General features: G+C 36.9%; 19 protein-coding genes. 14 read left to right on the plus strand and 5 right to left on the minus strand.

The features are described 5' to 3' along the window. Positions 1 to 102 precede the first annotated feature (102 nt). Both ACIP9W_RS15615 and ACIP9W_RS15620 read left to right on the plus strand, forming a co-directional pair. The gene (locus ACIP9W_RS15615; protein WP_142537603.1) at positions 103 to 300 is read left to right on the plus strand and encodes a hypothetical protein; all 198 of its coding nucleotides are present in this window, start codon (positions 103 to 105) and stop codon (positions 298 to 300) included. A 337-nt stretch (positions 301 to 637) separates the two neighbouring features. Next, on the plus strand, positions 638 to 1,429 hold the full coding sequence (locus tag ACIP9W_RS15620; RefSeq protein WP_400791201.1) for an inositol monophosphatase family protein: 792 nt from the start codon (positions 638 to 640) through the stop codon (positions 1,427 to 1,429). 33 nt (positions 1,430 to 1,462) lie between these two features. On the opposite strand, the gene ACIP9W_RS15625 is transcribed toward ACIP9W_RS15620, so the two are convergent. Continuing rightward, positions 1,463 to 1,648 (minus strand): YlaF family protein, encoded by a 186-nt coding sequence (locus ACIP9W_RS15625; protein ID WP_142537605.1) that lies wholly within the window; start codon positions 1,646 to 1,648, stop codon positions 1,463 to 1,465. Between the two features lie 103 nt (positions 1,649 to 1,751). Between ACIP9W_RS15625 and typA the strand changes: the two genes are divergently transcribed. Beyond that, positions 1,752 to 3,599 (plus strand): translational GTPase TypA, encoded by a 1,848-nt coding sequence (gene typA / locus ACIP9W_RS15630; protein WP_142537606.1) that lies wholly within the window; start codon positions 1,752 to 1,754, stop codon positions 3,597 to 3,599. Between the two features lie 22 nt (positions 3,600 to 3,621). Continuing rightward, on the plus strand, positions 3,622 to 3,948 hold the full coding sequence (locus tag ACIP9W_RS15635; protein ID WP_229677266.1) for a YlaH-like family protein: 327 nt from the start codon (positions 3,622 to 3,624) through the stop codon (positions 3,946 to 3,948). Between the two features lie 139 nt (positions 3,949 to 4,087). Here the strand turns inward: ACIP9W_RS15635 and ACIP9W_RS15640 are convergent, their stop codons facing one another. Both ACIP9W_RS15640 and ACIP9W_RS15645 read right to left on the minus strand, forming a co-directional pair. After that, positions 4,088 to 4,291, minus strand: coding sequence for a YlaI family protein (locus ACIP9W_RS15640; protein ID WP_142537607.1), 204 nt, complete (start codon positions 4,289 to 4,291; stop codon positions 4,088 to 4,090). Positions 4,292 to 4,302: 11 nt separating this feature from the next. After that, positions 4,303 to 4,800, minus strand: coding sequence for a peptidyl-prolyl cis-trans isomerase (locus tag ACIP9W_RS15645; RefSeq protein ID WP_282245789.1), 498 nt, complete (start codon positions 4,798 to 4,800; stop codon positions 4,303 to 4,305). Between the two features lie 177 nt (positions 4,801 to 4,977). Here ACIP9W_RS15645 and ACIP9W_RS15650 point away from each other — a divergent pair, with 177 nt between their 5' ends. The 3 genes from ACIP9W_RS15650 to pyc all read left to right on the plus strand — a co-directional run bounded on the left by ACIP9W_RS15650 (position 4,978) and on the right by pyc (position 9,947). Next, positions 4,978 to 5,259, plus strand: a complete 282-nt coding sequence (locus tag ACIP9W_RS15650; RefSeq protein ID WP_142537609.1) for an Fpa/YlaN family protein — start codon at positions 4,978 to 4,980, stop codon at positions 5,257 to 5,259. A 67-nt stretch (positions 5,260 to 5,326) separates the two neighbouring features. After that, entirely contained in the window at positions 5,327 to 6,493 is a 1,167-nt protein-coding gene (locus ACIP9W_RS15655) for an FtsW/RodA/SpoVE family cell cycle protein (RefSeq protein ID WP_400791208.1), read from the plus strand. 13 nt (positions 6,494 to 6,506) lie between these two features. Further along, positions 6,507 to 9,947, plus strand: coding sequence for a pyruvate carboxylase (pyc, locus tag ACIP9W_RS15660; RefSeq protein WP_400791211.1), 3,441 nt, complete (start codon positions 6,507 to 6,509; stop codon positions 9,945 to 9,947). Between the two features lie 984 nt (positions 9,948 to 10,931). Here the strand turns inward: pyc and ACIP9W_RS15665 are convergent. Then, the gene (locus ACIP9W_RS15665; protein WP_282245783.1) at positions 10,932 to 11,843 is read right to left on the minus strand and encodes a COX15/CtaA family protein; all 912 of its coding nucleotides are present in this window, start codon (positions 11,841 to 11,843) and stop codon (positions 10,932 to 10,934) included. Positions 11,844 to 12,166: 323 nt separating this feature from the next. On the opposite strand from ACIP9W_RS15665, the gene cyoE reads away from it, so the two are divergent. The 7 genes from cyoE (at position 12,167) to ACIP9W_RS15700 (ending at position 19,563) form a co-directional block, all read left to right on the plus strand. After that, positions 12,167 to 13,090 (plus strand): heme o synthase, encoded by a 924-nt coding sequence (cyoE, locus tag ACIP9W_RS15670; protein ID WP_282245781.1) that lies wholly within the window; start codon positions 12,167 to 12,169, stop codon positions 13,088 to 13,090. Positions 13,091 to 13,191: 101 nt separating this feature from the next. Continuing rightward, complete coding sequence (coxB, locus tag ACIP9W_RS15675) at positions 13,192 to 14,274, plus strand: cytochrome c oxidase subunit II (RefSeq protein WP_400791216.1); 1,083 nt, start codon at positions 13,192 to 13,194, stop codon at positions 14,272 to 14,274. Positions 14,275 to 14,307: 33 nt separating this feature from the next. Continuing rightward, positions 14,308 to 16,170 (plus strand): cytochrome c oxidase subunit I, encoded by a 1,863-nt coding sequence (locus tag ACIP9W_RS15680; protein ID WP_400791218.1) that lies wholly within the window; start codon positions 14,308 to 14,310, stop codon positions 16,168 to 16,170. Positions 16,171 to 16,172: 2 nt separating this feature from the next. Continuing rightward, positions 16,173 to 16,799, plus strand: coding sequence for a cytochrome (ubi)quinol oxidase subunit III (locus ACIP9W_RS15685; protein ID WP_142537615.1), 627 nt, complete (start codon positions 16,173 to 16,175; stop codon positions 16,797 to 16,799). Position 16,800: 1 nt separating this feature from the next. Further along, entirely contained in the window at positions 16,801 to 17,136 is a 336-nt protein-coding gene (ctaF, locus tag ACIP9W_RS15690; RefSeq protein ID WP_142537616.1) for a cytochrome c oxidase subunit IVB, read from the plus strand. Between the two features lie 1,020 nt (positions 17,137 to 18,156). Further along, positions 18,157 to 19,080, plus strand: coding sequence for a cytochrome c oxidase assembly factor CtaG (gene ctaG / locus ACIP9W_RS15695; protein WP_282245775.1), 924 nt, complete (start codon positions 18,157 to 18,159; stop codon positions 19,078 to 19,080). A gap of 21 nt (positions 19,081 to 19,101) precedes the next feature. Further along, positions 19,102 to 19,563 (plus strand): DUF420 domain-containing protein, encoded by a 462-nt coding sequence (locus ACIP9W_RS15700; protein WP_188713279.1) that lies wholly within the window; start codon positions 19,102 to 19,104, stop codon positions 19,561 to 19,563. A 73-nt stretch (positions 19,564 to 19,636) separates the two neighbouring features. Here ACIP9W_RS15700 and ytvI read toward each other — a convergent pair whose 3' ends face one another. Further along, positions 19,637 to 20,698 carry a sporulation integral membrane protein YtvI gene (ytvI, locus tag ACIP9W_RS15705; RefSeq protein WP_400791223.1) on the minus strand — a complete coding sequence of 354 codons (1,062 nt, stop codon included), beginning with the start codon at positions 20,696 to 20,698 and terminating at the stop codon, positions 19,637 to 19,639. Positions 20,699 to 20,746: the final 48 nt, after the last annotated feature.

Here is a 20,746-nt window from a genome sequence, read left to right on the forward strand (position 1 = left end):
CATGTAAGTAGTATTCCTTCAGTTGACAATATTTCATTATCAGCATAGAATATTAAAAATCTTCTGAAAATTACGGAATAATAAAAAGAAGGGGTGTTAGTTATGAGACAGGTAGTGCACATTATTCGTAAAAATGATATGGAAAAAGAAAAGATTCAAACGCTAAAATTGGAACTGGATTATCAGCTTGCTACTTTATATGATGCATTAAGTAATCAAGATGAAAAAGAAATAACTGAAGCGAAAATGCAATTGACTGAAATTCACCGCCTTTTGGAAGAACTAGATGCACTTGATTAATGCTTTACTTTTAAGTAATCCATAAAAACACCTGCTAATCGCAAGACAGCCGGTGTTTTTTTCTTTATACTGGAGAAAAGCGAAAGCGCCTATGTCTGCCCCGACAGGCAAATGGGACGTGGTAGGTCTGCAAAGTACGCCACATCGTGTGGCAAAGCAGACATAACCCGCATCGTGCGGGCCAAGGAGGCAGCTCTCCAGCCACCACAAGCGATTTTGTTTGCGACGAGCTTGCGCAGGAGCAGCTTTTTCCCCTTTGCTCCCGAGGGGCAAGGCGCTGTAGCTAGACAGTAGAAAAGCGGATTAGGGGAAATTAGGCAGAGAAAGGGTTGTTGACGTGAATATACATAAATTGGACAAAGTTGCGAAATCATTAATTAAGGAAGCGGCAGGAAGAATCAGAGCTTCTTTTACTACAGAGCTAATCATTGAATCGAAATCAGAAGCAAATGACTTAGTGACTAATATTGATAAAGAAACAGAACAATTTTTTATAAAAAATATAAAACAGAACTTTCCGGATCACCGCATTATGGGGGAGGAAGGGTTTGGTGACGATATACAAGATTTAAGTGGCTATGTTTGGATTCTCGACCCAATTGATGGAACGATGAATTTTATCCATCAAAAAAAGAATTTCGCCATTTCTTTAGGTATTTTCAAGGATGGTGAAGGTATACTCGGGTATATCTATGATGTAATGGGAGATGATTTACTTTCTGCTGCATTAGGAGAAGGTGCATTTTTCAATGATCAGCGCATCCCAAGAGTTGAGCATGCCAAGGTGGAACAATCTATTATTAGTATTAATGCGAGCTGGGTTGTACCAAATAAATACATTGAACATGAAGGAATGATTCAACTCTTGAATAAAGTTCGAGGTACTAGGTCGTATGGATCTGCTGCAATTGAAATATTGTATGTCGTTATGGGAAGACTAGATGCTTATGTATCGATGCGTTTATCGCCATGGGATATCGCGGGAGGAATAGTAATTGCAAATGAGGTCGGGGCTATCGTAACTACTCTGGCAAATGAGCCTATTAATTTAATGGGACAAAATACATTTATCGTATCAAAACCTGGTTTACATGGGGAGATAGTAGGGAACTATGTAAAACTGAAGTAGATGATCAGCAAGAAAAATCTTGCCGATCATGTTTTACAAAAGTCCTTGGTCTCGCATTTTTTTCTTTGTTTTGAAGCCAAAACCCATTACGATAAAAAGCATAACTAGAAACAGGAAAACGAGTGGAATATTTCGTAGTGCTACAGCGATTCCGATTAATGCCATCGATAAAATAGCGCCAAGAGAATACAGAACAAAAATCCATTTGATATTACTCAATCCAATTACCTCCAAAAAATGATAAAAAAATATTATTACTTTAGTTTCACTTGTGATATAATAACACAGTTATGGACTCGAAAAAAGAATATGGAGTGGAAATATGACAAATTTACGTCAAGATTTAAGAAACATTGCAATTATAGCACACGTTGACCATGGGAAAACGACATTAGTTGACCAATTACTAAAACAATCGGGTACTTTCCGTTCAAATGAGCATGTTGATGAAAGAGCAATGGACTCTGGTGACATCGAACGTGAACGTGGTATTACGATTTTAGCTAAAAATACAGCAGTAGACTACAATGGTACGCGTATTAATATACTTGATACACCTGGACATGCCGATTTCGGTGGTGAGGTAGAACGTATTTTAAAGATGGTAGACGGAGTTGTTCTAGTTGTTGATGCATATGAAGGTTGTATGCCACAAACACGATTCGTATTGAAAAAAGCGTTAGAACAAAAGTTAACACCAATCGTTGTAGTAAATAAAGTAGATAAAGATTCTGCTCGCCCATTAGAAGTTGTAGATGAAGTATTAGAATTATTTATCGAATTAGATGCGGATGCAGATCAACTAGAGTTCCCTGTTGTTTATGCTTCGGGTGTAAACGGTACTGCTTCATTAGATCCAGATCCAGCTTCTCAAGAAGAAAACATGGCATGCCTATTTGAACAGATTATCGAAGCAATTCCAGCACCAATCGATAATTCAGATGAACCATTACAATTCCAAGTAGCGTTATTAGACTACAACGACTATGTAGGTCGTATTGGTATTGGTCGTGTATTCCGCGGTACGATTGAGGTAGGTCAACAAATTTCTTTGATGAAACTAGATGGATCTATTAAAAATTACCGTGTAACCAAATTGTTTGGTTTCTTCGGCTTAAAACGTGTAGAAGTTCAATCAGCTAAAGCAGGAGATTTAATCGCTGTATCAGGTATGGAAGAAATTAATGTAGGGGAAACAGTTTGTCCGACTGACCATCCAGATGCATTGATTCCATTACGTATAGATGAACCAACTTTACAAATGACATTCTTAGTAAATAACTCACCATTTGCTGGTCGTGAAGGAAAATGGGTTACTTCTCGTAAAGTAGAAGAGCGTTTACGTTCTCAACTTCAAACGGATGTATCATTACGTGTCGATGATACAGAATCTCCAGATGCATGGATCGTATCAGGTCGTGGGGAACTTCACTTGTCTATTTTGATCGAAAATATGCGTCGTGAAGGTTTTGAACTTCAAGTATCGAAACCAAAAGTAATTATTCGTGAAATTGATGGAAAAAAATGTGAGCCAATCGAAAGAGTACAAATTGATGTACCAGAAGATAGCGTAGGTTCTATTATCGAATCAATGGGAACACGTAAAGGTGAAATGACGGACATGATCAATAATGGTAATGGTCAAGTTCGCTTAATCTTTATGGTTCCAGCACGTGGACTTATTGGATACACTACTGAGTTTATGTCTCTAACAAAAGGTTTTGGTATCATTAACCATACATTTGATAGCTACCAACCAGTGGTTTCAGGGCGTGTTGGTGGACGTCACCAAGGCGTACTTGTTTCGATGGAAACTGGTAAAGCAACAACTTATGGGATGATGCAAATTGAAGACCGTGGTACACTATTCGTAGAACCTGGTACTGAAATTTACGAGGGTATGGTAGTTGGAGAAAATACTCGTGATAATGACATTACGGTAAATATTACGAAAATGAAACAAAAAACAAATATTCGTTCTGCTAACAAAGACCAAACAAACGTTATTAAAAGACCTCGTATTTTAACGCTTGAAGAAGCAATTGAGTTTCTAGGTGATGATGAGTATTTAGAAGTAACACCACAGTCAATCCGTCTACGTAAACAAATCTTAGAGAAAAGTGAACGTGAACGTGTGACGAAAAAGTTAAAAAATGCAGAACTTGAATAGAATCAGAAAAGGGTGAACAACCTTGGAAGAACAGCAATTCGTATTTGGTAGAATGTCTAGTATATCTAAGCTTATTTATGAAGTTATGCCAAATTTCGACATAGCGGGTTATGTATTATTTATAACAATTTTCTTGCTATCTGTGCTTGTGTACAAGCTAGGATTTGCCAAGAAATTGCGTGTGGGACAAAATATAGTCATTTACGTCTTCTTATTTTTAGGATGTTTGATGCTAACGTTTTTAGCGTTTTTCCTTCCAGTAGTCGAAGGGTTAATCGTAGCAGCATTAATCTTAATCATTTATAAGATTCGTTTACGACTTGAAAAGAAACAAAGCTCAACTACTTAATTGTAGACGAGCTTTGTTTTTTGCATTAAAGGGATACCTCATCCAATACACAAGTCGCAGTATCTCTATTACACTAAAAATAGGACCCCTCTTGTTCGATTAAAAACAAGAGGGGTCCTATTTTGTTCTTCTGAAATTTTTAAAACTCATTTTCAATAAGTTTGGATGTTTTGTAGAAGATGAATTTGCCTGTTGCTAATCTGGCATTCGTTTTTTCTTCGATACGGTCATGACAGACTGGGCACATATAAGTGTGAATAAGTCGATTTCTTAACTTTTTTGCTAATGGCAGATCATCTGAGAGTATGTCTATTCGATCACATATAACACATTGTACTTTCATAAAATCAACTCCTATTCAACGCGAAATGCAGTAACAAATTTGATCGGATTGTTTATATTAGAACCATCCTTTTTTATAACATGCACAGGACCATCCTCACGAAGTGGTTTTCCTTTATGACTAAACTTTAGTAATAAAGTATCTAATTCGTTTAATGGGAAAGAGTGTTCACCTTCTGTTGTTTCAATGACTAATGTTGAAGCATCTTCTAGAGGCTCTGCATTCTGAATAAATGGTTGTAGTTCTACACCAAATGTACTAGTCAGTGCTTTTGTTCGTTCGTATTTTTTCTCTGATTGTAAAGTTGGAGGTACAGTAGCGCCTTCTATAATTTCACGTGACCAATGGGCAGACGTCACTTTTGTATACTCCTCTAGTTCATCTTTATACTCATATTCTCCTGAGAAAAATTCGTCCAAATCAATTTTTCGATCATCAAAAATCCAAACAGTTGGATCAAGCGTAATAGTAAATTTAACTGCACCTTTAACAGGTATGATAAATTCCACAGAAATTGCCTCCTCTAATCTTTCTAATCTAACTTAGTATATCGCTAAAATGGAAATTTCTAAAGAATAATTCACTTTTTTATAAACTATGATGAGAGAACACTTGCAATTTTGCTCATCAAAAGATACACTTTAGGGAGGTAAATAAGTAGAAATTATAATAATGGGGGCGTCCTCATGGATACTAAAATACAGCTTTCCTATCAAGAAAAAGCATTAGAGCTTTTAAGAAAAGATGCGGAAAAGATTGCGCAATTAATAAAAGTTCAAATGGACAACTTAACGATGCCTCAATGTCCACTTTACGAAGAGGTTTTGGATACTCAGATGTTTGGACTATCGCGCGAAATTGATTTTGCGGTCAAACTCGGACTTTTAGAGAAAAGTGAAGGAAAAGAAATTATTGCTTCACTAGAAAAAGAGTTATCGGTTTTACATGATATCCATACAGAAAAATAATAATAAAACTCAAACGAAGTTAACTGTTTGAGTTTTTTTTTCTAACGGAAGAAATAGAGGTTTTGACATGATTCCATATTTGAAACGATTTTTTAGAAATTTTGATTATGCTTTGTTTTTTGTTTACTTAGCATTATGTTTGTTTGGGTTAGTAATGATTTATAGTGCTAGTATGGGTTGGGCAGTTCTCAATTATGGCTGGGAGCCAGACTATTTTTTCGGCAAACAAAAGATAAACTTAGCACTAGCTATCCCAGTATTTTTTTTAATGGCCTTTTTCCCTTATAAACATTATAAAAGACGCTTCATGATGCAACTGATGCTTTTTGTTATGTTTACCTTACTAATACTAGTTCATTTTATCGGAACTGGTGGGGCGAGTGGATCTCAGAGTTGGATTCATTTAGGTTTTGGTAATATTCAACCTTCGGAAATTGCGAAAGTAGTAATAGTATTATATTTTGCCGGTATTTTTACGAAAAAATATGAAAATGGTACGTTGAACAAATTGAATGAATCAGTGGGACCCCCATTGATAGTATTGTTTTTTGTTTTTGTACTAATTATGATGGAAACAGATGTTGGAAATACAATGATTATTAGCTTTGTAGCGATTTCAGTAATCGCTGCAAGCGGCATAAAATTTAAATCTTTCTCCAAACTTGTCGGATTAATTGGTATAGTTATAACAATGGGACTATTTGCAATCTATTTTATGAAGGATACCTTGATAACTCCGCGCAGACTTGGACGATTAGAGGCATTTATTAATCCGTTTGACTATGAGCTAGATTATGGGTTCCAAATAGTAAATGGATATATTGCGATAGGCTCAGGTGGTTTAAAGGGATTAGGATTAGGAAATTCCAATCAGAAGTTTGGATACTTGCCTGAACCACATACAGATTTTATAATGGCTATTATAGCGGAAGAGCTTGGGCTTATAGGAGTTCTAATAGTCTTATGTGGATTGTTTTTTATTGTGTTAAAGGGAATCATGATTGCCTTATCTACAAGAGATCCACAAGCTCGTATGATTGCTGCTGGTATTTCCAGTATTATTGGTTTTCAAACATTTGTAAACTTAGGAGGAATGTTAGGGATTATTCCACTTACAGGAGTTACCCTTCCTTTTATAAGTTTCGGAGGTACTTCTATCATTATACTATCCGCTGCAATAGGGATATTAATGAATGTATCTATGTTTGTTAAGCATGAAAAAACAAAAGAATAAGGGGTGCCAATGGATGGAGAACATTAAAAAAATTGTTGTTGCAAACAGAGGGGAAATCGCTATTCGAATCTTCCGCGCGTGTACGGAGTTAAATCTGCGTACCGTTGCGATTTATTCACGGGAAGATAGCGGTTCTTTTCACCGTTTTAAATCGGATGAATCCTATTTAGTCGGAGAAGGTAAAAAGCCGATTGACGCTTATTTAGATATTGAGGATATCATTCGAATTGCTAAAGAGAGCAATGCAGATGCTATTCATCCAGGTTACGGCTTTTTATCTGAAAATTTAGAATTCGCTAAACGTTGTGAAGAAGAAGGAATTATTTTTATCGGTCCTACTTCCAAACATTTAGATATGTTTGGAGATAAAGTAAAGGCCCGTGAGCAAGCAGTAAAAGCAGGTATTCCAGTTATTCCTGGTAGTGATGGGCCAGTTGAAAGCTTAGAAGAGGTACAGGCATTCGGTGAGACACATGGTTACCCACTGATGATTAAAGCTTCCCTTGGCGGTGGTGGTCGAGGGATGCGTGTCGTTCAAACGCAAGATGAGTTGGAAAGTGCATACGAACGTGCCAAATCAGAGGCAAAAGCTGCTTTTGGATCAGACGAAGTATATGTGGAAAGATTTATTGATCAACCAAAACATATCGAAGTTCAGATATTAGGAGATAAGCATGGTAATTTAATTCATCTTTATGAACGAGATTGTTCGATCCAAAGAAGACATCAAAAAGTAGTGGAAATTGCTCCATCTAATTCATTAAGTGCTGAATTACGAAACAAAATCTGTCAAGCTGCTGTTCAATTAATGCAAAATGTATCATACATAAATGCAGGAACTGTAGAGTTTTTAGTAACAGAAGAGGAATTTTTCTTTATCGAAGTAAATCCACGAATTCAAGTAGAGCACACGATTACAGAAATGATCACGGGTGTCGATATTGTCCATGCACAGATTAAAATCGCAGATGGCTTAGCACTCACAAGTGAAGATATGGGAGTTCCAAGTCAAGAAAATATCCCTCTATTTGGTTTCGCCATACAATCGCGTGTAACAACGGAAGATCCATTAAATAACTTTATGCCAGATACAGGGAAACTAATGGTATATCGTTCGGGTGGTGGATTTGGTGTTCGTTTAGATGCAGGTAATGGCTTCCAAGGCGCGGTCATCACCCCTTATTACGATTCATTGTTAGTAAAAGTTTCTACATGGGGTATGTCTTTTAAAGAGGCAGCAGCTAAAATGAACAGAAACTTGCAGGAGTTTAGAATTCGAGGAATTAAAACGAATATTCCATTCCTAGAGAAAGTTGTCAAACACCCAAGTTTTCTTTCAGGACAGTTTAATACTAGTTTTATAGATTCAACCCCTGAATTGTTCATGTTCCCGAATAGAAAAGACCGAGGAACCAAATTATTAAATTATATTGGAAATGTTACGGTGAACGGATTCCCGGGAGTGCAGCAACAAACAAAACCAGTATTTGGCGTTCCAAGAAAACCGACATTAGATATTTCTCAAGCACCGCCGAGTGGAACAAAACAAATCCTTGAGTCAGAAGGTGTTGAAGGAGTTATCAAGTGGGTCAAAGAGCAACAAGGCGTACTTTTAACAGACACAACATTCCGCGATGCTCACCAATCTTTACTTGCAACTCGTGTGCGTTCACATGATATGTTTGGTATAGCGAAAGAATCTGCGCAAGGATTGAATAATCTATTCTCATTTGAGATGTGGGGAGGTGCAACTTTTGACGTTGCATATCGTTTCTTAAAAGAAAGCCCATGGGATCGACTGATTAAAATGCGTGAAATGATTCCGAATGTGTTGTTCCAAATGTTATTCCGTGGGGCAAATGCGGTTGGATATAAAAACTATCCAGATAATGTAATTCGTGAATTTATACAAAAGTCTGCAGAAGCAGGAATTGACGTATTCCGAATTTTCGACAGCTTAAACTGGATAAAAGGAATGGAAGTTGCTATTGATGCAACGAGACAATCCGGAAAAATAGCTGAGGCAGCTATATGCTACACTGGAGACATTTTAGATGATTCTAGAGCCAAATATACAGTTCAGTACTATAAAGACATGGCAAAAGAGTTAGAAGCAGCAGGAGCACATATTTTAGCGATTAAGGATATGGCAGGCTTACTAAAACCAGAAGCTGCATATCGTTTGATCAGCGAGCTCAAGAGCACGGTTGATTTGCCAATTCATTTACACTCCCATGATACAAGTGGAAACGGTATTTATATGTATGCGAGAGCAATAGATGCTGGAGTAGACATAGTCGATACTGCATTAGGTTCTATGGCAGGCTTAACTTCACAACCAAGTGCAAGTAGTTTAAGTTATGCGATGAAAGGATCTAATAGAGAAGTCATCGGGGATATTGACGCTTTTGAAAAGCTATCGTATTACTGGGAAGATGTTCGTAAATATTACCAGGATTTTGAAAGTGGAATGATGAGCCCGCATACAGAAATCTATGTACATGAGATGCCTGGTGGGCAGTATAGCAATCTTCAGCAACAAGCAAAAGGGGTAGGTCTCGGCGAGAGATGGGAAGAAGTAAAAGAAATGTATTCTCGTGTGAACTTATTATTCGGTGATGTTGTAAAAGTTACACCTTCCTCTAAAGTAGTAGGGGATATGGCTTTGTTCATGGTTCAGAACAATTTGGATGAGGTATCCGTCATCACAAGAGGAAAAACAATAGACTTCCCGGATTCTGTAATCGAGTTTTTCGAAGGTTATATTGGGCAGCCGTATGGTGGTTTCCCAGAAGAGCTTCAAAAAGTAATATTAAAAGATCGACAAGCAATTAATGTTCGTCCTGGAGAGTTACTAGAACCTGTTGATTTTGAAACCGTACGAGAGTTGTTATTTAATCAACTAGGTCGTCCTGTAACAAGCCAAGAGATTTTGGCCTATACTTTATATCCAAAAGTATTTGAAGAATATAGTGCAACGGAAAAGAATTTTGGTGATGTGTCTGTCCTAGATACGCCTACATTCTTATATGGTTTACGACTTGGTGAAGAGATTGAAGTGGAAATAGAAGTTGGAAAAACGTTAATCATTAAAATGGTTTCTATCGGTGAACCAACGCAAGACGGTAATCGCGTCATCTATTTCGAGTTGAACGGTCAGCCACGTGAAATCATTATTCAAGATATGAATATTGAAGTTAGCCATTTATCAAAACAAAAAGCAGATGTAACTAACGAAAATCATATTGGTGCAACTATGCCTGGTACAGTATTAAAAGTTGCTATAGATATTGGTAGCAAAGTAAAAAGAGGCCAGCATTTGCTAATTACAGAAGCAATGAAAATGGAAACAACAGTACAGGCACCATATAATGGTGTCATAAAAGAGATCCACGTTGTGGCAGGAGAAGCAATCTCAACTGGTGATCTATTAATCGTAATGGACAAAGAATAGAAAAAAGGCTGTTTGACAAACATTTGTCAAACGGCCTTTTCTAATGTGTTAATTTAATCGTTGTATAGGGAAACTGCGAAGTAGAAAGTTCTATTAGGTAACAGCTATGATTTTCACTGCAATCGTACGCTTTCTGTGGGGGAGTGATGAGCCATTCCCGCCGCGATTTTGGCGCCGTTGGAATGGCTCATTAGCCCACAGAGGAACAAAGGCTAAGAAAGCCATATCGTGTGGCAACGCCTTTGAAACCAACATCCAGTTGGCCTCGCCGACTGTAGCGAAAATCAATGGTAATATCTTTTTTATTTAGGATCTACTTGCTGAAAACAAAAACACCAACATTTTTTGACTAAGTAAAACCAATAAATGGCTAAGGGCAACCAACAGCTGTCGAAAGCAACCAGTTCTAGTTTGAGAGCAACCAAAAGTCTGTTGAGAGCAACTAGTCTAGACTGAAAGCAACCAAATTGATCTTGAGAGCAACCAATTTTCATAAAACAAGTTTACTTGGAGTGAGACGCCAATAGTAAGGGAGCGTTATTTAGGGTTACTTACTAAAGCTAATACCTTCACTTTATTCAAAAGAGCTTCCAGTTGATTAACTTTGTCCTAATAGCCCTGAAGTTTTAATGATAAACAGTGACGCTAATTAACTAGCATTATTTCTTATGGATTCTAGCGGAAGCGGCTGAAGCCAAGCGGGTGGAAAGCGTACTCCCTGCAGCAGAAATCCTAGCGGACACTTCATTCTACTCACTATCTTCCAGTTTCTCCAATATGCGCGTTATTCCATTTTATCCTCCCCATGAGACTCACTTGTATCTAACTCGAGTTTGCTCACGACTTGCGGGATACGCCCAGACTAGCAATTAACTTTAATGTCTTAGTCAAAATAAATAGGACACATCTTGTTAATCTAAAACAAGATGTGTCCATTAATTGTTTATTCTTTTGGTGTTTAGGGAATTGAAAACAATGATGTACTTAATTTTCTCCTCTACTTCTAGATAACAATAGAATCATATAACATAGTAGACCAAAAAGTAAGGATATAAACAATGAATGTAATAGTGCAACATACAAGTTTAACTTAGTTAGAATAACGAACATTCCGGAGAGTAATTGAGATGTTACTAAGATAAGTGCAATGATCCAACTCCAGTAGATTGCACGTTGGGATTTGTAATTTTTAATAACATGAATTGCAGCGATTAGTATCCAAAGAAAAATTAATCCTGCTGCTGTCCGGTGTCCCATTTGAACCCACTCATATAAGTTAGTAGGTAAAGAGAACTCGTCATTTCGACATAATGGCCAATCCCGGCAGACTAAGCTAGATTCCGTATGTCGTACAAGTGCGCCCGTATAAATGACTACGTATGAATAAAGTGTAATACCAATTGTATGAAATCTTAGTGTTTTACCTATTCTAATTTTATCCGTGTCGAATTTCCGATCGACTTCAAAAATTAACAGGGTTAATAATAAAACGGCCGCAAATGAAATAAGAGAAATACCAAAATGAAGTGCGAGGATAAAATCTCCTTGTCCCCATTTTACTTGTGCAGCACCAATAAGTGCCTGTAATACTAAGAAAAAGATTGCCATGAATGATAAGAATTTTGTTTCCCGAACATGTCCTAAAGAACGCCAAGCCCAGATTCCTAAAGCGACAATAAAAATGCCGACAGCTCCTGTAACAAGACGATGAGAAAATTCAATTAATACTTCTGTCGTAATAACATCTGGAATAAGTTGTCCATTACAACCGGGCCAGTGTCGTCCACAACCCATGCCACTGTCAGTTTTTGTGACTAGTGCTCCTCCTAACAGGATAAGTAACATACCAACTGTTGAGGCAATTGCAAGGGCTTTTAAATATTTATGAATGTGCAATGCGCCACCTACTTTATGTATCTTGTTCGTCTATGTAAGACGATATCTGCTACTAGATAATATCGAAACATGAGAAAAATTACAATGTATATACTTTGAACACATGAAGGCGAAATTACCATTTCACAAATTGTTCATAAATTCGTGCCCGAACCTTCACAAATAGTGACAAAAAATGATTTACTATTGATATGTTCTATTATAATTTACATTTTTTTAGAACTTATTGTGCGAAAATCTTTATTCACTATAGAAATTGGGAAAGATTTTCGCTATAGTAAAAGGTAGCGGAATATGCTTACAAAAATGAAAGGAGGGGCAGCATGTCAAATGGTCATTCAATAACCGCTACTACCGAAACTGAAACAGAACCAGTATCCAGTTCATTTATGAAAGATTTTCTGTCGCTTATTAAGATTGGGATTGTGAATTCCAATTTAGTAACGACATTTACTGGTTTGTGGCTAGCATTTCAAATTACTAACAGAAACTTTCTACATGAGTTAGATTTGTTATTTTATACGCTTTTTGGTGCAGCACTTATAATTGCAGGATCTGCAGCGATGAATAACTATATCGATCGTGATATTGACCCTGTCATGAAAAGTAAGAAAGGTAGACCTACTGTTACTGGAAGATTTACACCATCAGCCGTGCTGATAACTTCCTTTTCGTTTTTAATTGTAGGTGAAATCTTGTTATTTATGGCTTCAACTTCTGCGGGAGTTTGGGGACTGGCGGGTATCATTAGTTACGTTGTTTTATACTCTATGTGGTCAAAAAGAAAACATGTTAGTAATACGGTAGTAGGTAGTATTTCAGGTGCTATACCTCCAGTAATCGGATGGGCAGCAGTAGAACCGGGATTAAGTTTTGGTGCGATTGCATTATTCTTAATAATGTTTGCTTGGCAACCTCCGCATTTCTATGCGCTTGCAATGAAGCGGACGGAAGAATATAGAGCAGCGAACATTCCGATGTTACCTGTTGTAAAGGGTTTCAAACGTACAAAAGTATCGATGCTTTTATGGATTTTACTTTTGTTCCCACTACCCTTTTTATTAATGGATCTCGGAATAATTTTTATTATTTTAGCAACAGTGCTTAATATTGGCTGGTTATTGCTATCTATTAAAGGTTTTCGTACAGAAAATGATATTAAATGGGCCACACGTATGTTTATTTATTCGTTAAATTATATGACAATCCTGTTTGTATCAATGATTATCTTTTCTATCTTTATCTAACTTCGGGAATTCTTTCTTAAAGTCCATAAGAATTCATATAAAACAGAACGACCGTCTAAATGCACATGAATACAACTATGAAAGAGGGGTTTGATTTAGCTATGATGAAAGGGCTTAAAAAATGGCGTCTTTTTTCACTGTTAGCAGCTCTAACGATTTTCTTATCGGGTTGTGGCGAGGAATATCTATCGACACTTACACCTGCAGGACAAGTCGGAAGAGATCAATTTAATTTACTACTTTTAGCATCTGCTATCATGACATTTGTTGTTATCGTAGTAGTAATTATCTATGTACTTGCGCTAGTGAAATTCCGACGCAAAAAAGTTGGAGAAAATGTTATTCCTAAACAAGTAGAAGGAAGTCATACACTAGAAGTAATTTGGACAGTTATTCCAATTCTTCTATTGATTGTACTTGCTGTTCCAACTGTAATTTATACTTATAAGCACGCGGATGTAGCGGCTATGGATCACGTGGATGCAGACGGAAACAAAACAGCTGTTACTGTTAATGTAACTGCAAAGCTATATTGGTGGGAGTTTGAATACCCAGATTTAGGCGTTGTAACTGCACAAGAACTTGTAGTTCCTACAGGGGAAAAAGTTTACTTTAACTTAAAAGCAGCTGATGTAAAACACTCATTCTGGATCCCAGCAGCTGGTGGTAAGATGGATACAAACGTAGAGAATGTAAACCAATTCTACTTAGAATTCGATAAAGAATCTGCTGGATTAAAAGATGGCGTATTTTATGGTAAATGTGCTGAGCTTTGTGGTCCATCACATGCTTTAATGGATTTCAAAGTAAAAACATTGAATCGTGACGACTTTAATGCTTGGGTAGAAGCAGCGAAAACAACTGAAGCTGTTGCAGACGGTGAGCTTGCTACTCAAGGAGAAGAAATCTTTAATACAAGCTGTATCGCATGTCATGCGACTTCTGCTGCAGGAACTGCTGGTGGAGTTGGTCCTAACTTAGCGACATTTGGAGATCGTAACCGTGTTGCTGGATTTATGGATCATACAGAAGAAGATCTTAAAAACTGGATTTCTGATCCACAGAAATACAAACCAGGTAACTTAATGCCTCAGCCAAAACAACTTAACAATGGCGAAGATTTTAGTGAAGAGCAATTAGATGCTCTTGCAGAATATTTAATGGGACTGTCTATTGAAAAATAATTTCAGTAGATAATTATGAGGGAGGTTAAAGTTGTGAGTTCAATCGCACAGAAAAAGGGCTTTGGCGCAACTTTATGGGACTACTTAACAACAGTCGACCATAAAAAGATAGCGGTCATGTACCTCATTGCTGGTGGATTATTTTTCGTAATCGGCGGTATTGAGGCAATGCTAATTCGTATTCAATTAGCGAAGCCAGATAACGATTTTGTTAGTGCTGGTCTGTTTAATGAAATTATTACAATGCACGGAACAACGATGATTTTCCTTGCGGCCATGCCAATATTATTTGGTTTTATGAACGCTGTTATGCCACTTCAAATTGGGGCACGTGACGTTGCGTTTCCATTCTTAAATTCACTTGGTTTTTGGTTATTCCTATTTGGTGGTCTATTCCTTAACCTTTCTTGGTTTATGGGCGGTGCACCTGACGCAGGGTGGACTTCTTACGCTTCGTTATCTTTAGCTTCACCAGGTCATGGTATTGACTTTTATGCAATCGGACTACAGATAGCTGGTGCTGGTACTTACATAGGTGGTATTAACTTCCTTGTAACGATTATTAATATGCGTGCACCGGGTATGACATATATGCGTATGCCATTATTCACATGGACTACATTTGTTGCAAGTGCGTTAATTCTTTTTGCTTTCCCACCACTTACAATCGGATTATTCTTCTTAATCCTTGACCGTATGTTCGGAGGTAACTTCTTTGACCATACAATGGGTGGTAATACAATTATTTGGGAGCATTTATTCTGGATATTTGGACATCCTGAAGTATATATCTTAATATTACCGGCTTTCGGTATTTTCTCAGAAATTTTCACTATTTTTTCTCGTAAACGTCTATTTGGTTACTCATCTATGGTATTTGCGACCGTATTAATCGGTTTCTTAGGATTCATGGTTTGGGCTCACCATATGTTTACAGTTGGTTTAGGACCTACAGCAAACGCTATTTTCGCAGTTGCTACAATGGCAATCGCTGTACCTACTGGTATGAAAATCTTTAACTGGTTGCTTACGATGTGGGGAGGAAGTATTAAAGTTACGACTCCTATGCTTTATGCTTTAGGATTTATTCCTTCATTCGTAGCTGGTGGGGTAACAGGTGTAATGCAAGGGGCTGCTCCTCTTGATTATCAATTACATGATTCTTACTTTATCGTTGCCCATTTCCACTATGTAATCGTAGGTGGGGTTGTGCTTGCAATTTTAGCAGCAGTACATCTATATTGGCCTTTAATGTTTAACCAAATGTTAAGCGAAAAATTAGGTAAATGGACTTTCTGGTTCTTCTTTATCGGTTTCCATTTAACATTCTTTATTCAGCATTTCTTAGGACTAATGGGGATGCCTCGTCGAGTATTTACGTTTAGAGCAGACCAAGGTTGGGATTTATTCAACTTAATCAGCTCGGTCGGTGCAGCATTCATGGCAATTGGTGTTATAATTCTTGTATATAATATCATTGTTACGGCTGTTAGAAACGTACCAGTTGGCAATGACCCTTGGGAAGATGGACGTACGTTAGAGTGGGCTATTCCACAACCAGTTCCATTTTATAACTTTAGACAAACTCCACTTGTTCGTGGACTTGACCCGTTCTGGATTGAAAAACAAGAAGGAAATAAAGAAGGTATGACATATGCAGAGCCTCTTTCTGATATCCATATGCCAAACAACTCATTTATTCCTTTCGTAATGACAGTTGGATTATTTATCGCTGGTTTCGGAGCTCTTTATCACGGTGAAAAAGAATGGTCTATTCCAGTATTAGTACTTGGATTCGCTATTACTTTTGGTTCAATGGCTGTTCGTTCATTAAAAGATGATCATGGTTTCCATATTCACAAAGAAGATTTGATGAATGAAAAAGGGGGTAAATAATAATGGACTTAAATAAAAAGTACACCCCACAAACTTGGCCAGATCACCCAGAACAAGTTACAATGGAAGGTAAGAACAAGTTTTTAGGTTTCTGGCTGTTTCTAGGTGGAGAAACTGTACTGTTTGCAAGTTTATTTGCTACTTATTTAGCGCTTAAAAATAAAGGACCAAGTGGTATGGAGTTTTCTACTCAGTCACTATTCGAATTACCACTAGTATTCGTTATGACGATGATACTTCTTACTTCTTCATTAACAAGTGTTTATGCAATGTATCATATGAAAAACCATAACTTTAAAGGTATGCAGCTTTGGTTGGGAATTACGGTTGTTCTTGGGCTAGCGTTTTTAGCTTTAGAGATTTATGAGTTTAATCACTATGTACATTTAGGTTTTAATTATAGTCAAAGTGCATTTTCATCTGCTTTCTTTACGTTAGTTGGAACGCACGGTTTGCACGTTGTAGTTGGTTTAGTATGGATTACACTATTAATCGTACGTAACGCGAAGCGTGGATTTAGCTTGTATAATGCACCAAAATACTATACTGCTTCTCTATACTGGCACTTCATTGACGTTGTGTGGGTATTCATCTTTACAGTAGTATACTTGATGGGAGTTGTTGGTTAATATGTCTCACGACGCTCAAGTTTATGTTAAGTCTGATGCTGAATTTAATTATATTAAGCAAAAGAGAAGACAAGATATGCGCAACCAGATAACAACTTTTGCAATTATGATTTTCTTTACACTAATTGCATTCACTACTGTTGCAGCTGGTTTCTCTAAATACTTAATAGCACCTGTAATTTTGTTACTTGCAGCAGTTCAAGTGGCATTACAACTTTTTTACTTCATGCATATGAGTGAAAAAAATCATAACGTTCCAATGTATTTCTTATTTGTTGGGGCATTCTTCGGATTTATCTTCATCCTTACGTTCTTAACGATCATCTGGTGGGGTTAATCCAAACTAAAAAGTCGAGTCTAAGAGTATTCTTAGGCTCGGCTTTTTTTCTGATTAGGAGAATGGTTTCAGATATTATAAAGGAAATAACTGTTTAGGGGAACTGTGCGGTAAATTAAATTGCTCTATTAGTGTCCGTTATGATTTTCACTGCAGTCGTACGCTTTCCGCCGGGTGAGCGATGAGCCATTCCCTCCGCTTAGGGCGTCGGTGGAATGTCTCATTTTGCTCAGGCGGAGGAACAAAGGCTAAGATCGCCACATCGTGTGGCAACGCCTTAGAAACCAACATCCTGTTGGCCTCGGCAGGAGTCGACGTCTGAAGCGAAAATCAATGGTAAATGCTTACTTATCAGAATCCGCCAAATAGTTGAGTGAGATAATAGCCACTATGAAACACGCCAGAACTTATTTCGAAAACGACAAAGCTACCACTGAACGCGACAAAGTTAGCAAGTGGAAGCCTTATGGAAAATAATCACCGTTAGTGCTCTATTATTATTGCCATCTCACTCCAAGTTAACTTGTTTTAGGAAAATTGGTTGCTCTCAGGGGTCATTTGGTTGCTGTAAGACTGCAACTTGTTGCTCTTCACATTCGTTTGATTGCTCTTAGACTAGAGTTGGTTGCTTTCGAGATTTTTTGATTGCCCTTAGTCATTTATTGGATATACTTATTCTGCCACTACATAATTTGAGGGATTTAGAGCGGCGGCACGAGACTCCTGAGTGAAAGCGAGACAGGCGAGACCCTGCAGTCGCTCGCGACGAAGCGGCTCGTCACTCGCCCGCTGAAAGCGAGGCGCCACCGTGCTAAATCCCAGCGGTCAATTCCTTCAAACTTACTAAGTCGCAGTTTCCCTATAATGTGAAGTATCTCAGGTCACTTATAAATTTCTATATTGTATAAGGAACATTCTTTAAAACAGGAGTTTTTCATTTGTCATAGTTCGTTCATTGAAGTTATTGTAGTTGCGCTCTATAATGGAATTAGTAGTAAAAATAAAGGAGAGAGGTTACCTATGCCTTTAAGTATATTTGGTTTTCAGGCTAATTGGAGTCCAATATTAATCGGATTATTAGTGTTTATAACTATTTTATATTTTTTAATAACAGTCAAATGGCGAAAAGACTTTAAAGTTTCAGAACCTTTAACAAAAAAAGAAATTGCATATTTTTTAACAAGTATAGTCCTCGTTTATATTGTTAAAGGATCACCGGTAGATTTGATGGCTCATATCATGTTCTCCTATCACATGGTACAAATGGCTTTGTTACTATTGTTAATCCCGCCGTTATTATTAAAAGGGATTCCATGGTGGGTATGGAAAGCTGTCATTGAATTACCTGCTGTACGAAAGGTATTTCCTGTTTTAACTAAACCATTATTTTCGTTAATTGTATTTTCAGGTTTGTTTTCGCTTTATCATATTCCATTGATTCTTGATTATATTAAAATGGACGAGGTATTGCATGGAACATATACGTTTATTTTATTTATTTCTGCTATTTTCATGTGGTGGTCTATTGTGGATGTTATTAAAGGCGAGAAGGGACTACATGGTCTAAAGAAGATTGGTTTTATAGTAGGAAGTGCTATATTAATAACACCAGCTTGTGCTTTAATCATTTTCTCAGGAGCTGCAAATTATACTACGTATACCGATGGAGAGGCATGGCTTAAAGCGATGGAATTATGTGTACCTTCTAGTACACTATCTGGTTTATCACTTTCTGGTCCTGAGCTATTTTCTAATATGTCACCTGAAGCGGATCAACAACTTGGTGGTATTTTGATGAAAATTATTCAAGAAGTTATTTATGCTGTAGTGTTAGCTTCGATTTTCTTTAAATGGTTTAAAAATGAACAAGAAACAGCTGATGAAATTACTCAGAAAGCTCTAGATGATTTAAAGCTTAAAGCCAGTTACGATAACAAATTTTAATGTATTCAAGGAGAAATGACGATGAGTTTACCTGTATTACCTACTATTAGTACCTTTTTCATCGTGTTAAGCGCAGTATTAGTTGCAATTGGATGGGTATTAGTATCGCAAAGAAAAATAGAGGCACATAAGAAAACAATGTTTGCTGCAGCCATTTCTGCTTTGATTTTTTTCATCATTTATGCGTCAAGAACAATTTTTATCGGAAATACCGCATTTGGTGGACCAGATGATATAAAAATTTATTATACAATATTTTTAGTCTTCCATATTGTACTAGCGACTACTGGTGCTGTTTTTGGAATTGTAACGATTGTTTTAGGATTAAAGAATAATATTGCGAAGCATCGTAAAATTGGTCCTATTACCAGTATAATTTGGTTCTTTGTTGCAATTACCGGAGTTGCGGTGTATCTATTACTGTATGTATTTTATCACGGTGGAGAAACAACTTCTGTCATAAAAGCGATTATAGGCGGTTAAACATAAAAAGTAGCATGTGGGAATTAGAGAAGTTTCCACATGCTACTTTTTGCTATTTATCCTAAAAGTATTGCTATAGTTTAAAGTTAAGCTTTATCATTCCAGCTTCTCTAGCGGTTATAAAAAGAATGACGATGAGCGGTCCAATTATAAATCCAAGAAAGCCAAATAATTTTGCACCGATGAACATGGCAATCAATATTGCCAGTGGTGATATTCCCATTTGGGAACCCATTAATTTTGGTTCGACGGCTCTTCGGATTATTAAAAGTATTATCGCTAATATTGTCAGTTTAGTACCTAAAACAATATCTCCTGTTAGATATTCATAAATTGCCCATGGGGCTAAAATAGCGATTGAACCTAAAATAGGAATAATATCTACAATCCATATAATCAGTGCCATAATGATCGCATACTTTGGCGAGATGATAAATAATAATCCGATAAGCGAAGCACCTAAAATAATAAAGCTCGCTAAAATTTGTGCTTTCATAAATCCGATTGTTACTTTTTTTACACTTGTGCTCATCACACGTACTTTTTCAGCAGTGTCATCAGACAAATACCGAAAGAATTTAGTTCGTAACCTTTCCAAGTCTAGCATAAACAAGAAAAGAGCAATAATGAATACGATAAAGCTGATTAAAAAGTTTGGTACATTAGTTAGAAGAGCAGTGATATTCGAATAGCTTAGCAAGTCGAGTAAAGCATCTTTCATACTCATAAGAGTAGAATCGAATTTATCCTGGATGGACTCTACGACTTCTTTTGGTAGGCCTTCCGTGTATTGAAACAGGTTATTCTGCACATTGATCCATATGCCAGTTAAACTATTTAAATGAAAAGGGATTACTTTAGATGTATAAATGAGCTGGCTTATAAGCTTTGTAATTACAAAATATATAAAAGCTGAAATAATAATGATAAAGAAAAAGAAATTAGTCATAACTGCTAGTTTTCGATTCCATTTAAATGTTCGTTGGGTCAGCTTTACAAGAGGTTCAATAATGATTGCAGTAATCAAGGCTAAGATGATTGGAAGCGATACTGGAATGATAAAAATAGCAATTAATATAAGGAAGAGACATGTAATTATATATTTCACATACTCTTTTTTAAAGAGTTTCAACAAGATTGGTTATACTCCTTTCTTCAGCTTTTTTCCTAGTATAGACAACAT

It is taken from the genome of Psychrobacillus sp. NPDC093180 (assembly GCF_044754065.1).
Classification (GTDB): domain Bacteria; phylum Bacillota; class Bacilli; order Bacillales_A; family Planococcaceae; genus Psychrobacillus.